Raw genomic sequence first — 12,460 nt, 5'->3', positions numbered from 1 at the left:
CCGCACGCACTGCACGCACCCGCGCACACCGCACCACCACTTCACTTCACTTCACTTCACCTCACTGCACCTCACCTCACTCACATCACGTCCCACCAGCAGGGACGCCACGAAGACCCAAGAGGACGGGACAGCCATGCCTTCTTTCGACACCCCCGCGACGATCTCGGCCACCGCCCACGTGGAAGCCGGATCCATCCGGTTCATCGCCGCCGACCGGCTCGACACCCTCGTCGAGGTGCACCCCCGCGACCCCAAGAAGGACCCGGACGTACGGGCGGCCGAGCAGACCGAGGTGCGGTACGCGAGCGGCCTGTTGACTATCAAAACGCCCAAGCAGCGCTATCTCATCGGACGCACGGGCACCGTCGACGTGACGGTCGAACTGCCCACCGGCTCGCGGGTGGAGATGACCGGCGCCTGGGCCCAGGTGTACGGCGAGGGCCGGCTCGGCGAGGTCCGTGTGAAGACCTCGTCGGGTGACGTCCGGCTCGACAGCACCGGGCCGCTGCACCTGACCGCGTCCCACGGCAGCATCACCGTGGACCGTGTCGAGGGGGTCGCCGAGATCACCACCAGCTCCGGCAGCCTGCGCGTCGGCACCCTCGACGGCCCGGCCGTCCTGAAGAACTCGCACGGCACCACGACCGTCGGCGACGCCCTGGGCGATCTGCGCGTGAGCGGCGCCAACGGCGACATCATCATCGAGCACGCCGAGGGCTCGGTCGCCGCCACCACCGCCCACGGCACCCTGCGCGTCGACGAGGTCGCCCGCGGCACCGTCCAGTTGGAGACCTCGTACGGTGCCATCGAGGTCGGTATCCGGGAGGGCACGGCCGCCTGGCTCGACATCGACTCGGGCGCCGGGCAGGTGCACAACGCGCTCACCGCGTCCGAGAGCCCGGACAAGTCCGAGGAGACGGTCGAGGTCAGGGCCCGTACCCGCTACGGCAACATCGACATCCGCCGCGCCCGGGTCTGACGCGCGCGGGCCGCGCCCGGGTCCGCCCCACGCGATCTCCGTAGGCCTGATCTCCGTAGCCCGATCCCCGCACGCCCAACTCCCGCACACCCAACCCCCGCACACCCAAGGCCACTTCACCGCTCACCACGCCTTCGAATGGGAGGGCCTCATGCCTTCTTCTGTCATGCCCACGTCCAATCAGAGCGACGGCCGGCAGCCGCCCACCGCCGTCACCACCGCCGTCACCGCCGCCGTCACCGCCGCCGTCCCCACCGCTGTCACCGCCGCCGTCTCCACCGCCGATCTGCGCAAGTCGTACGGCGACAAGACCGTCCTCGACGGCATCGATCTGCGGATCCCGTCCGGCACCGTGTTCGCGCTGCTCGGGCCGAACGGCGCCGGCAAGACCACCACCGTGCAGATCCTGTCCACGCTCATCTCCGCCGACGGCGGGCAGGCCCAGGTCGCGGGCCACGACGTCGCCACGGCGCCGGACCAGGTGCGTGCCGCGATCGGCGTCACCGGGCAGTTCGCCGCGCTCGACGACCTGCTCACCGCCGAGGAGAACCTGCTCCTCATGGCCGACCTGCTGCGGCTCGGCAAGCGCGAAGGCCGCAAGCGGGCCAAGGAGTTGCTGGAGCGGTTCGACATCGCGGACGTCGCGCACAAGCGCGCCGCGTTCTTCTCCGGCGGGATGCGGCGCCGGCTCGACCTCGCCATGACACTGGTCGGCGAGCCGCGGGTGATCTTCCTCGACGAGCCGACGACCGGGCTGGACCCGCGCAGCCGCCGCACCATGTGGGAGACCGTGCGTTCGCTGGTCGCCGGCGGCGTCACCGTCTTCCTCACCACGCAATACCTTGAGGAGGCCGACCAGTTGGCGGACCGGATCGCGGTGCTCGACGGCGGCCGGATCGTCGCGGAGGGCACCGCCGACGAGCTCAAGGCGCAGATCCCCGGCAGCCATGTACGCCTGCGGTTCACCGACCCCGGCGAGTACGAGCGCGCGGCCACCGTCTTCCCCGGCGCGGCCCGCGACGACGAGGAACTCGCCCTGCGCGTCGCGGGCGACGGCGGCCTCGACGCGTTGCGCGCCCTGCTCGACCGGCTCGACGCCGCCGGGATCCGCGCCGCCGACTTCTCCGTACACACCCCCGACCTCGACGACGTGTTCCTCGCCCTGACCGGCGACGGCAGCACCGGCACCGCGCTCCACATGAAGGAGACCCTGCGATGAGCACCCTCACCCTCACCCACGCCGTGCACGACTCGACGACGATGCTGCGGCGGAATCTGAAGCACGCGATCCGCTATCCGTCGGTGGGGCTCGGCAGCGCCATGATGCCGATCCTGATGCTGCTGCTGTTCGTGTACGCCTTCGGTGACTCGATCGGTGCCGGCATGGGCGGCGGCCGGGACGCGTATCTGAACTATCTGACGCCCGGCATCATCATCATGGGAGTGGCCGCGGGCTCGATGTCGACCTCGATCGCGGTCTGCACGGACATGACCGAGGGCATCATCAACCGCTTCCGCACCATGAACATCACGCGCTCGTCGTTCATGACGGGGCATGTCGTCGGCAGCGTCGTCCAGACGATGGTGAGCGCCGTGCTGGTCGTCGGCTTCGCTCTCGCCGTCGGTTTCCGGTCCGGGGCGACCCCGCTGGAGTGGCTGGCCGCGGCCGGCCTCCTCGCGGCCATCGCCTTCGCGGTGACCTGGCTGTCCGCGGCGCTCGGCCTGATCTCCAAGACCGTCGAGTCGGCGAGCAACAAGCCGTTGCTCATCCAGTTCCTGCCGTTCCTCGGCTCGGCGTTCGTACCGGCGGAGTCGATGTCGCCGGGCCTGCGCTGGTTCGCCGAGTACCAGCCGTTCACGCCGATGACCGAGACGCTGCGGGGCCTGCTCTCCGGCTCGGAGATCGGCAACGCCGGCTGGATCTCGCTCGCCTGGTGCGCCGGTATCGCCCTGGTCGGCTACGTCTGGTCGCGGTCCCTCTTCAACAACGGCACCACGCGCTGAGCCCCGGACCGCACAAGGGCGGGGTGCTCACTCTCACCAACAGGGGAGCGAGCACCCCGCCCTGGCCCGTACACGACTGAAGGCCGGTACGCGACTGAGGGCCGGTACGCGCCCCTCGCCCGCCACCACCGAGGACTGTCCGACGCACTGAGCGTCAGATCGGCAGGTCCCAGCCCGGCCCGTCCTCGGTGCCGATCCACACTCGCTGACCGGCGGCCGACACCGTGATGCCGAATCCCTCCTGGTGAGGTTCGCCAGCGGCCTGCCAGTACTGCACAGCCCGCTCGACCCGGTCCCACAGACGGACGGGACCGCGCTGTACGACGGTCCACCCGCCATTGGGGTTGAGGGCCGTCCGGGCCTGCGAACCGGTGGACACGTCCCAGAGGATCTGTTCCGCGCCCGCCCCCATGCGTTCGGCCGAGGGCACCGCGAGCTGCGCGACCCAACCGCCGGTCCAGCCGTCGAGCTTGGCGGGGTCGATCCGGCTCGGTCGCTCGTCCCCGGGCAGCAGGGCCGGCGCCGGGCGGGGCGGGCGGTCGTGCGTCCGGGCGATCATAAAGCTGGTGTGACCGGGCAGGAACCGGCCCGTGGCCTCCCCGGAACCGGTCACGTCGAGCAGCGCGAGGGCGTTGGCGTAGCTCCACCCGGAGAGGGTGACCAGGATCTTTCCGCCTGGTCTCACCTGGTGCAGCCACGGCAGCGGGATGTACCGGACCGAACAGGTGGCGATCAGCCGGTCGTACCGGCCCCCGTCCGGGTCGCCACGCAGCCCGTCACCGATGATCAGCCTGGGCGCGAACCCGGCGGCCTTGAGCGCCTCGGTGGCAGCCCCGCCCACCACCGGGTCGTACTCGATACTGGTCAGGTTGGCGTCTCCGAGACGGTGTGCGCCAAGGGCGGTCGAGTACCCGGTTCCGGTGCCGATCTCCAGCACCCGGTGCCCGGTCCGGGCATCGAGCTGCTGCCACATGCGCAGCACCAGCGAGGGCAGGGTGGACGAGGACGTCGGGGAGCCGGTCACGGCCCCCTCGGTCACGTCGTCGGGCCTGATCCGCCCGTCCAGTTGGGTGATCAGCGTCTCGTCGGAGTAGACACCCTTCAGCCATCCGGGCTCGCCGTCCCGGACTGGTCGGTAGCCGGTCGGAACCCTTCCCGGCACCGGCCTGAAGTAGGACCCCGTGAACAGCTCGCGGGGAACCGCCTTGGCAGCGCTGCGCCACTCGGGCTCCGTGAGGGTGCCCTCCTCGGTGAGTCTGTCCGTCAAGGTGTCGCGGAGCTGAGCCGATGTGCTCACGTGTCGGGGCCTTTCTCCAACTGGTCGGTAAGGGCATGGGTGATCGCCGCGACGGTCTCCGCCGGCTGCCACGCCCATTGGCCGTTCGGATTGCACTCAAGGAAGTACCAGTCGCCTGCGGCGGTAACCGCGAAGTCGAACGCCTTGTCAACCTTGGCGTGGAACAGGTGAGGACACACGGACACGGCATCGGTGATCTCGGCCCCGCGCACCTCCCGGACCCACACGCTGCACGGCTGGCCGTCCACGCGGTAGGGCGTGTCCCGCACGGGCTTGTAGACCACTCCGGCAGGAGCTACGGCGTCTCGGTCGATGCGGGCGGCGACAGCCTGCGTGCCGGACCCCGCCACCGGGGCAAGACCCGCCGGAGAGGCCCTAACGGCTGTTGGCAAGGTACGCCGCGTGTTCTGCTTCCAGGTCGACCACCGTGAACTCCTGGAACTCCATGATCAGCTGAGACGCCAGCACCCACCCGATCCGCCAGTCCTCGAACGTCACCCCGTCCGCGTCATACACCACCGGGAACGGCTCGCCCGGCCGGTACAACGCACCGTGCACCCCCGCCGGCACGAACGCCCGCACCCGCAACGCCACATACACCTCACGCAAATGCGGACACGCACCCACCGACATCACCGCACACGGCACACACACCGGCGGATGCGTCGTGACATAACCCGGCTCCCACAACTCCGGACCATCCACGTCCTCCCCCACCAGCCACAACGTCCCCTCACCCGTACGATCCGACGGCCCACCACACACCTGGCACAGCAACTTCCGCATCGCCCGCCGCTGCCGCAGAAAATGCACCTTCCCGAACTCCGGCCGCCCCTTCCCCGGACTGATCCCGATCCGCTTCCACAGCACACCCATGTCATCGCGCTCATACGCCCCCTCATCCGCATACGCGATGCCACCGCCCCGGACCACCACCACACCCGCAGGCCGCTGCTCCGACGACCAACACGCGATGTACGGGACGACATCCGGCCGCGCAAACGCACCCACCGGAGGCCTGCCCACCGGCCCGGTCACGAGCAACCACCCTCACCCGGCAGCCCGATCGGCAGAACCAGCTCCGCCCAGACCACCTTCCCGGGCACGCCGTCATCCCGTTCACCCACCCCCCACTCGTCCGCCAACGCGGCAACAAGGAGCAACCCCCGCCCGTCCAGGGCATCGGGATCCAGACCCCGCAGCACGGGCCGACACGGCGACGAGTCGCTCACCTCGATCCGCACCGCACCGAACCTCGGCAGATAACGGGTCTCGATCTCCCGCCCCGAAGAGACACGCCCATACCGCACGGCATTGGCCAGCAACTCGGAAACCACCAGCGACGCCGAGTCCTCCAACTCCGACAGTCCCCAATCCGCCAGCACCTTCCGCAGCTCCATCCTGGCCAACCCGACACAACTCGGATGCGAACTCCACCGCAGCACCACGGGAGCGCCCCGGTCCCGGGAATCCCCGGCCGGAAATAAGCGCCGCAAGAACGTCTCGAAGAACTGGACGATATCCTTCACCATGTCGTCAACTCCGGTTAGTTGAGGGCCACGCCCCCGGGCCGTTCGCCGCGGTCGCGGGGGTTCTGGTTTCTGGGTGTGGCGTGTTCTGCCGCCGGTTACTACGATCTCTCACCGGGCACGCTGGGCACATGTCTTAGCTGTCACCAAATGCCCAGTGGAGACGGCGAGTTACGCGAAAGAAGGTTCGACCGGAGTGGAGCTGAACAACGAATCAGGCCAGCTCACGCCACGTGTGAGACTGGGAAGGCGACTGCGTCGACTGCGGGAGCGCAAGCGACTGTCACTCCGTCAGCTCTCCGAACACGTGGGTGGCTACTCGCACAGTTATCTCGGCCGCGTAGAGCTGGGAGATCAGCTTCCCTCCGAGGCTCTGGTGAACACGCTGGACGGGTTCTTCGACACCGATGGCGTGTTGGCCGAACTACTGGAGATGGCGCATGAATTTGTGATCGCCGACTACAGCCGCAGGTTCGTGAGCAAGGAGCCTGAGGCGGAACGCATCCAGGTCTTCACGAGTAGCCTCATCCCCGGACTTCTTCAAACGGAAGAGTACGCGCGAGAGCTATTCCGAAAGGCACTTCCCGGCGAATCCGAGGAGGATCGCAGCGAGCGAGTCACCGTCCGTCGTCGCAGGCAACGGATCTTCGACCGTCACGAAGCATTCTATTACTGGGCAATCATTGACGAATCGGCACTAAGGCGTCCAATGGGTGACGCAAAGGGCATGACCGGGCAACTACGCCATCTGCTACAGATTGCCTCCCGACCGCACACCACAATTCAGATCCTTCCGTTCGCTAAGGGCGCGCACTCCATGCTGGGAGGGAGTCTGACTCTCATGACCTTGAAAGACGGCGGGACAATCGCACTGGTCGAGAGCTTTGACTCCGGAGAAGCGGTATCTTCGACGAAGAGGGTGATTGAGCTGACAGATCGTTTTGATCTGGCCCGCTCAATGGCGCTTACGGATGATGAATCCATCGACCTGATCCGTAGATACCTGAAAGAGTATGACGATGAATACGATTCCTGACGCGTCCGTTCTGGCTTCTTGGCGCAAGTCGAGCTACAGCGAAAACGGCGGAGGCGGGTGTATTGAGGTATCGGACGGCTATTCCGATGGTGTTCCTGTTCGCGACTCCAAGGCCCCGCACGGTCCGGCAGCGGTATTCCGAGTAGACGCTTGGTCTTCGTTCGTTACCGCAGTAAAGAGCGGCAAGTTTTCCCTTTGATCCGATCCAGCAGTGGAAGCTGAAGGGGTGTGAGAATGAACGCGATTCCTAATGCGTCGGCTCTGGCTTCTTGGCGCAAGTCAAGCCACAGCGAAAACGGAGAGGGCGGGTGTGTTGAAGTATCGGACGGCTATGCCGTCGGCGTCCCCGTCCGCGACTCCAAGACCCCGCACGGCCCAGCGCTCGTCTTCGGTACCAACACGTGGGCGTCGTTCGTCACCGGGGTGCGGGAAGGCGCCTTCTCAAACGCCGATTGATCCCACCCACAGCGACAAGAACGAACGACCCCGGCACGGACCCTTCCGGCCGGGGTCGTATTCATTGCCCCTCGCCCAGTTGTCTGGGGATCCAGTCGGGGCATGACCAACGACGAGGCCGCTGTAAGGATTCTGACGCGTCTGTACGATGTCATCACCGCGTCAGCTCTCTCACCCGACGCGTCCGCGAGTGTGATCCGTGACCTTATGGAGGCATTGTGATCCCGGTCATCCCACCACACGGGTGGGCCAAGTCGAGCTACAGCAACCAAGATGGCGGAAACTGCGTCGAGTACAACCGCGCCCTCCTCGCATCCGGAGTCATCGCCGTTCGCGACTCCAAGGACACCGGCGGTCCCGTCCTCATGCTCTCCGATGAAGCATGGGCGGGTCTGGTTGAACTCGCCCGGCACGCCAAGGCGTAAGCGCGAAGCAACATCTGAAAAGTGCCGCTCGATGCGCAGGCGTCAATGCGTCTGATACCCGAGGTGGTAGGTAGTTATGACCTCACGGACGCGGTATGGATTAAGTCCAGCCACAGCAACGGGCAGTCAGCGTGCGTGGAGGCCGTGCTTTCGGGCCATGGAGTCGTCCCTGTACGGGACAGCAAAGACCTCCACGGTCCCGTTCTGCTCCTCGGCGCCGACACGTGGTCGTCATTCGTGGCCGGAGTGCGGAAAGGCGCCTTCTCAAGCATCGATTGACGCCACCCACAGCAACGAGAACGAACGACCCCGGCACGGACCCTTCCTGCCGGGGTCGGCCTCGCTCCCCGGGCTTGAGAGACAAGCGACCCCGGTGCTCGTTCGTCCGCACCGTCGGCGCACATCACCAGAACGCCCCGAAACGGAGGCAGCACAGTGCGTCGCAGAGAATTCTTCAGGTCGTCTGCCGGCGCGGGGCTGGCAGTGGGGCTTCATGAACTCGTTCAGCTCGAAGCGGGACCACGGATCGGACGGGACATACCCGTCCGGCTGCGGAAGCGTACGGCGCGCCTGCGTCGGCTTGACGACGTCCTGGGCGGCGGCGACACGTACCGCTTCTATGTCGGGGAGTATCAGGCCACCAAGGCGCTGATCCGTGACGGCAGTTACACGGAGGAGACCGGCCGTTCCCTTCTCTCCGTACTGGCCGAGCAGGCCCAGCAGGCTGGATGGGCCGCGTTCGACGCGGGCAGGCACGCCGACGCGAGCGGTCTCTACGAGGCCGGCCATCAAGCCGCCGTCGCGGCGGGCGACGACGCGCTCGCCGGGAACGCGCTCGCCTTCCTCGCGTACCAGAAGGTCAGCGCCAGCCGCACCGCCGGGGTGGAGACCGCTGTCCAGTCGTGCCGTACGGCGGGGCCCGGTGCCCCGGCCGGGGTGCGGGCGCTGCTCCACGGGCGGCTCGCCTGGGCGTACGCCGCCGCTGGGAACGTCAGCGAGACCGAGCGCGCGCTGAACACCTCGGAAGCGGTGCTCGGTGAGGCCAACGGGGTCCCGGTACCCGACTGGGCGGCGTGGGACGGCAACGGACTCCAGATCATGACCGCCCGGTGCTGGACCGAGCTGCGCCGCCCGCTCCGCGCGATCCCGGTCCTGGAGGACGTGCTGGCCCGTTACGACGACACGCACGCACGCGACAAGAGCCTCTACCTGTCCTGGCTCGCCGACTCGTACCTGGCGGCCGGGGAGATCGAACAAGCCGCGACGACCGCCGGCCGCGTGCTGGAACTTTCGGCCGGGGTGGCGTCGGTACGCCCAAGGCGCCGTATCGCGCCAGTCCTTCGAGGTCTCAGCGCCCACCGCACCGTACCGGCCGTGGCCGAGGCACTGGACAGAGCGGGGGTTTGACGTACCGACGCCCGGGTTACGGCTCGGTCGTCGTCCCGACCCAGCGCAGATACGCGGCCGAACCCGCGGCGAGCGGAACCGCCGCGACTTCCGGGTTGTCCCAGGGGTGATGGCGCAGCAGGTGCGTTTCCAGTTCGGGATAGCGGTCCGCGCGGGTCTTGAACAGGAGTTGCCACTCCTCGCCCGTTCCGAACTCGCCCCGATGCCAGAACACGGAGACCACCGGGCCGACGATCTGCGCACCGGCCGCAAGCCTGGCGGTCACCACCGACTTCGCCAGCGCCACGGCTTCCTCGCGGGTTCCCGTCGCGGTGGAGACCTGCCAGACATCAGCCATACCAAGACCCTATCGACGGGACCCCGACGACCTCGACCAGTCCGCCGGCCGACGCTGAAAGGCCATCTCATTCGGTGAGTCCGCGGTAGCAGATGAGGGTGCAGGCGATGCCGACGAAGGCCAGGGAGTGCTCTGCTTTGCGCTCGCAGCGGCGGAGATGGCAGCGGCGGTCGGCGAGCCGGGCCATGGGTGCGTTCGATGGTCCAGCGTTGGCGAGGGATCCGTGGGAAGCAGGGGGGATGATCTCCGTCGCGTGTCCGCATCGGCTTCGCTACGCTCCATGCCGCAACGTCCGGTGGTGGACAGGAGTCCCGTGGCAGCCCAAGTAACAATCGATGAAGGTGTGCTGTGGGTAGAGAGCGAGGCATATCCGCTGCGCGACATCTCCCACGTCGGCCAGAGACGACTGACCGTCGACAAGGGCGCCGCGTGGAAGAAATTTATCCTCCGGACCATCGGCTCGTGGATCCCGGGCGTCATAGTCGCCGTTGTGGCCGACACCGTGGGAACAATCGTCTTCATGGTCGTCAATGCGCTTCTGATGCGGAAGTTGGTCTCCGCTCTGCAAAAGCCCCCGGTGTACGGCCTGGTCCTCAACACCTCCGGCACCCAGCATGAGGCCATCTGGTCCACGCAGCAGGAGGAGATCCACCGGCTGATCCACGAGATCACCAAGGCGATCGGCAACCCCGACGTCGCGCAGACGATCATCAACGTGGCACACGCGGTGCAGGGCGACCTCATCCGGCAGTACGGCGCGGGCAGCATCGGCAAGGCCCGTCACAGCGGTAGCGGGAGCATCGGGTGATCATGAGCGGCGACCACATTCAGTAGTACGGCTCGGGCAGCATCGGCAAAACCGAACACACCGGCTCCGGTGGCATCGTGGCCGACGGCAAGACCGTGGGGGCGACCGCGGGAGGGCCCTGGGACACGCCCTGGCCGCGCCGGAGACAGCCAAGGTACGTACTGGGGACACGCCTTGAGCGGGGCGACAGATCGGGCGGGGTGAACTGGGCGGGACGCGGAGCCGAGGCCTTGGGGCGGGGCCGGGTACGGCACGCCGCCCCCGGCGCGACGGCAAAGGGCGGCGGGACGCGGAAGGGCGGTGGGCCGGAGCCCACCGCCCTCATGGTGTCAGCATCCCGTAGGGCCGACGGTCGGGACTAGCGGATGATCGTGATCCGGTTCGCCGCCGGCGGGGCCAGCGGGGACTGGGCCGACGAGTTCGCCGCGAGGTACGCGTTCAGCAGGTCCAGGTCCGAGGGGCCGACCAGCTTGTTCGTGCCCTGGCCGAGCGCCGCGAAGCCGTCGCCGCCGCCGCCGAGGAACTCGTTCATCGCGACGCGGTACGTCTTCGCCGGGTCGATCGGCTCACCGTTCAGCCGCACCGAGTCGGTGACGACACGGTCCGCGCCCGTCTTCGTCATGTCCAGGGTGTAGGTGAAGCCCTTCGAGACCTGGAGGATCTTCGGAGAGCCGGCGTTCGAACCGCTGACCTGCTGCTGGAGCGCCGTGATGATCTGCGCTCCCTTCAGGTCGAACACGTTCATCATGTTGGTGAACGGCTGGACCGTGAAGGCCTCGCCGTACGTCACCACACCGTTGCCCTCGGCCCCCGAGGCCGCGTAGACGAGGTCGGCCCGGATACCGCCCGGGTTCATGAAGGCGAGCTGCGCACCGCCCTTGTCGGCCGGTGCCGTGCCCTCCAGCTGGGCGTCCGCGATCACATCACCGAGCGGGGACTCCGGGCTCGACGAACCGCGGCCGTTGATGTCCGCGGAGATGAAGCCCTGGGGGGTGTTGGAGATCGGCGCGGCCAGCGTGTTCCAGCGCGCGATCAGGTCCGTCATGTCCTGGGCCTTGGGCTGGTCCCGGCTGACGATGTGGTTCGCCGACTTCACGCTCGTCCGCACGATGTCGTTCGTACGACGGTCGTAGGTGAGCGTGGTGTCCGTGTACAGACGGCCGAACGACGCGGCCGAGGTGACCAGGCGCGGGTTGCCGGCCGGGTCCGGGATGGTGCAGGCGTACGCGTTGTGCGTGTGGCCGGTGACCAGCGCGTCGACCTGCGGCGAGATGCCCTTCGCGATGTCGACGATCGGACCCGAGATGCCACCGCCGGGCGCCGGGCTGTCACAGTCGTAGTTGTACGCGGAGGAGGCCGGCGAGCCGCCCTCGTGGATCAGCGCGACGATCGAGTTGACGCCCTGCTCCTCCAGCTCCTTGGCGTACTTGTTGACCGTCTCGATCTCGTCGTGGAACTTGAGTCCCTTGACGCCCTCGGCGGTCACGATGTTCGGCGTGCCCTCCAGGGTCACCCCGATGAAGCCGATCTTGAGCCCGTGGCTCTTCCAGATCTCGTACGGCGCGAGGATCGGCTTGCCGGTCTTCTCCGACGTCACATTGGCCGCGAGGTAGGGGAAGTCGGCGCCCTTGAACTTCTTGCCCTTCTCGTAGCAGCCGTCGACCGGGTGACAGCCGCCCTTCTGGAGGCGGGACAGCTCAACGGCGCCTTCGTCGAACTCGTGGTTGCCGACGCCCGTCACATCGAGGTCGAGCTTGTTGAGCGCCTCGATGGTCGGCTCGTCGTGGAAGAGGCCGGACAGCAGCGGGCTGGCACCGACCATGTCACCGGCCGCCGCGGTGATGGAGAACTTGTTGCCCTCGCGCGCCTTGCGCAGCGAGGTCGCCAGGTACTCGACACCGCCGGCGGGAATCGCCTTGGTCGTACCGTCGGCCTGCTTCTCGTTGACGTTGCCGGACGAGCCCGCGGGCGGCTCCAGGTTTCCGTGCAGGTCGTTGAAGGACAGGAGCTGCACCTTGACCAAGTCGTCCTTGTGGTGGCCCTTGTTCCCGCCACTCTCGTCACTCGCCACGGCCGGCATCGCCGCGGCGAGCGCTCCGACGGTGGCCAGCCCCGCGGCGGCGGCGAGCAGCCGCCGTGTCGCGCGCTTCTTCTGCGGTCTCGCTGACATCGGTCCCCT

16 protein-coding genes are annotated in these 12,460 nt (G+C 67.7%); 10 read left to right on the top strand and 6 right to left on the bottom strand.

All coding sequences use genetic code 11. The features are described 5' to 3' along the window. Positions 1 to 136 precede the first annotated feature (136 nt). The 3 genes from ACWGDX_RS14715 (at position 137) to ACWGDX_RS14705 (ending at position 2,986) form a co-directional block, all read left to right on the top strand. The gene (locus ACWGDX_RS14715) at positions 137 to 982 is read left to right on the top strand and encodes a DUF4097 family beta strand repeat-containing protein (RefSeq protein ID WP_453625567.1); all 846 of its coding nucleotides are present in this window, start codon (positions 137 to 139) and stop codon (positions 980 to 982) included. 166 nt (positions 983 to 1,148) lie between these two features. Next, positions 1,149 to 2,201, top strand: a complete 1,053-nt coding sequence (locus ACWGDX_RS14710; RefSeq protein ID WP_453625687.1) for an ATP-binding cassette domain-containing protein — start codon at positions 1,149 to 1,151, stop codon at positions 2,199 to 2,201. Beyond that, positions 2,198 to 2,986 carry an ABC transporter permease gene (locus tag ACWGDX_RS14705; RefSeq protein ID WP_453625565.1) on the top strand — a complete coding sequence of 263 codons (789 nt, stop codon included), beginning with the start codon at positions 2,198 to 2,200 and terminating at the stop codon, positions 2,984 to 2,986. Before ACWGDX_RS14710 ends, ACWGDX_RS14705 begins: the two co-directional genes overlap by 4 nt. A 154-nt stretch (positions 2,987 to 3,140) precedes the next feature. Here ACWGDX_RS14705 and tgmC read toward each other — a convergent pair whose 3' ends face one another. From tgmC to ACWGDX_RS14685, 4 genes are all read right to left on the bottom strand, one after another. Next, on the bottom strand, positions 3,141 to 4,283 hold the full coding sequence (gene tgmC / locus ACWGDX_RS14700; RefSeq protein ID WP_453625563.1) for an ATP-grasp peptide maturase system methyltransferase: 1,143 nt from the start codon (positions 4,281 to 4,283) through the stop codon (positions 3,141 to 3,143). Further along, a complete protein-coding gene (locus tag ACWGDX_RS14695) occupies positions 4,280 to 4,567 on the bottom strand; it encodes a hypothetical protein (RefSeq protein WP_453625561.1) in 288 nt (95 codons plus the stop codon). The genes tgmC and ACWGDX_RS14695 overlap by 4 nt, the downstream gene beginning before the upstream one ends. Positions 4,568 to 4,658: 91 nt before the next feature. Then, on the bottom strand, positions 4,659 to 5,222 hold the full coding sequence (locus ACWGDX_RS14690; protein WP_453625559.1) for a hypothetical protein: 564 nt from the start codon (positions 5,220 to 5,222) through the stop codon (positions 4,659 to 4,661). Positions 5,223 to 5,317: 95 nt separating this feature from the next. Further along, a complete protein-coding gene (locus tag ACWGDX_RS14685; protein ID WP_453625558.1) occupies positions 5,318 to 5,815 on the bottom strand; it encodes an ATP-binding protein in 498 nt (165 codons plus the stop codon). 193 nt (positions 5,816 to 6,008) lie between these two features. On the opposite strand from ACWGDX_RS14685, the gene ACWGDX_RS14680 reads away from it, so the two are divergent. The 6 genes from ACWGDX_RS14680 (at position 6,009) to ACWGDX_RS14655 (ending at position 9,136) form a co-directional block, all read left to right on the top strand. Then, the gene (locus ACWGDX_RS14680; RefSeq protein WP_453625556.1) at positions 6,009 to 6,848 is read left to right on the top strand and encodes a DUF5753 domain-containing protein; all 840 of its coding nucleotides are present in this window, start codon (positions 6,009 to 6,011) and stop codon (positions 6,846 to 6,848) included. Next, positions 6,826 to 7,047 (top strand): DUF397 domain-containing protein, encoded by a 222-nt coding sequence (locus ACWGDX_RS14675; protein WP_453625554.1) that lies wholly within the window; start codon positions 6,826 to 6,828, stop codon positions 7,045 to 7,047. Before ACWGDX_RS14680 ends, ACWGDX_RS14675 begins: the two co-directional genes overlap by 23 nt. Positions 7,048 to 7,082: 35 nt before the next feature. Further along, positions 7,083 to 7,304: a DUF397 domain-containing protein gene (locus tag ACWGDX_RS14670; RefSeq protein ID WP_453625552.1), complete on the top strand. Its 222-nt coding sequence runs from the start codon at positions 7,083 to 7,085 to the stop codon at positions 7,302 to 7,304. 218 nt (positions 7,305 to 7,522) lie between these two features. Beyond that, the gene (locus ACWGDX_RS14665; RefSeq protein ID WP_453625551.1) at positions 7,523 to 7,729 is read left to right on the top strand and encodes a DUF397 domain-containing protein; all 207 of its coding nucleotides are present in this window, start codon (positions 7,523 to 7,525) and stop codon (positions 7,727 to 7,729) included. 45 nt (positions 7,730 to 7,774) lie between these two features. Further along, positions 7,775 to 8,008 (top strand): DUF397 domain-containing protein, encoded by a 234-nt coding sequence (locus ACWGDX_RS14660; protein WP_453625685.1) that lies wholly within the window; start codon positions 7,775 to 7,777, stop codon positions 8,006 to 8,008. A 204-nt stretch (positions 8,009 to 8,212) separates the two neighbouring features. Beyond that, complete coding sequence (locus ACWGDX_RS14655; RefSeq protein WP_453625549.1) at positions 8,213 to 9,136, top strand: XRE family transcriptional regulator; 924 nt, start codon at positions 8,213 to 8,215, stop codon at positions 9,134 to 9,136. Positions 9,137 to 9,152: 16 nt separating this feature from the next. Here the strand turns inward: ACWGDX_RS14655 and cutA are convergent, their stop codons facing one another. Continuing rightward, a complete protein-coding gene (gene cutA / locus ACWGDX_RS14650; protein WP_453625548.1) occupies positions 9,153 to 9,473 on the bottom strand; it encodes a divalent-cation tolerance protein CutA in 321 nt (106 codons plus the stop codon). A 313-nt stretch (positions 9,474 to 9,786) separates the two neighbouring features. Between cutA and ACWGDX_RS14645 the strand changes: the two genes are divergently transcribed. After that, a complete protein-coding gene (locus ACWGDX_RS14645; protein ID WP_453625546.1) occupies positions 9,787 to 10,281 on the top strand; it encodes a DUF6232 family protein in 495 nt (164 codons plus the stop codon). A 358-nt stretch (positions 10,282 to 10,639) separates the two neighbouring features. Here the strand turns inward: ACWGDX_RS14645 and ACWGDX_RS14640 are convergent, their stop codons facing one another. Next, positions 10,640 to 12,451, bottom strand: coding sequence for a bifunctional metallophosphatase/5'-nucleotidase (locus tag ACWGDX_RS14640; protein WP_453625544.1), 1,812 nt, complete (start codon positions 12,449 to 12,451; stop codon positions 10,640 to 10,642). Positions 12,452 to 12,460 lie beyond the last annotated feature (9 nt).

It is taken from the genome of Streptomyces sp. NPDC055025, assembly GCF_053608565.1.
This window is presented reverse-complemented; position numbering and strand designations above follow the sequence as displayed.

Coding starts and splice junctions, on each gene's coding strand:
- ACWGDX_RS14715 (WP_453625567.1), top strand. CDS start 137: ATGCCTTCTTTCGACACCCCCGCGACGATCTCGGCCACCGCCCACGTG.
- ACWGDX_RS14710 (WP_453625687.1), top strand. CDS start 1,149: ATGCCCACGTCCAATCAGAGCGACGGCCGGCAGCCGCCCACCGCCGTC.
- ACWGDX_RS14705 (WP_453625565.1), top strand. CDS start 2,198: ATGAGCACCCTCACCCTCACCCACGCCGTGCACGACTCGACGACGATG.
- ACWGDX_RS14685 (WP_453625558.1), bottom strand. CDS start 5,815: ATGGTGAAGGATATCGTCCAGTTCTTCGAGACGTTCTTGCGGCGCTTA.
- ACWGDX_RS14675 (WP_453625554.1), top strand. CDS start 6,826: ATGACGATGAATACGATTCCTGACGCGTCCGTTCTGGCTTCTTGGCGC.
- ACWGDX_RS14670 (WP_453625552.1), top strand. CDS start 7,083: ATGAACGCGATTCCTAATGCGTCGGCTCTGGCTTCTTGGCGCAAGTCA.
- ACWGDX_RS14660 (WP_453625685.1), top strand. CDS start 7,775: ATGCGTCTGATACCCGAGGTGGTAGGTAGTTATGACCTCACGGACGCG.
- cutA (WP_453625548.1), bottom strand. CDS start 9,473: ATGGCTGATGTCTGGCAGGTCTCCACCGCGACGGGAACCCGCGAGGAA.
- ACWGDX_RS14640 (WP_453625544.1), bottom strand. CDS start 12,451: ATGTCAGCGAGACCGCAGAAGAAGCGCGCGACACGGCGGCTGCTCGCC.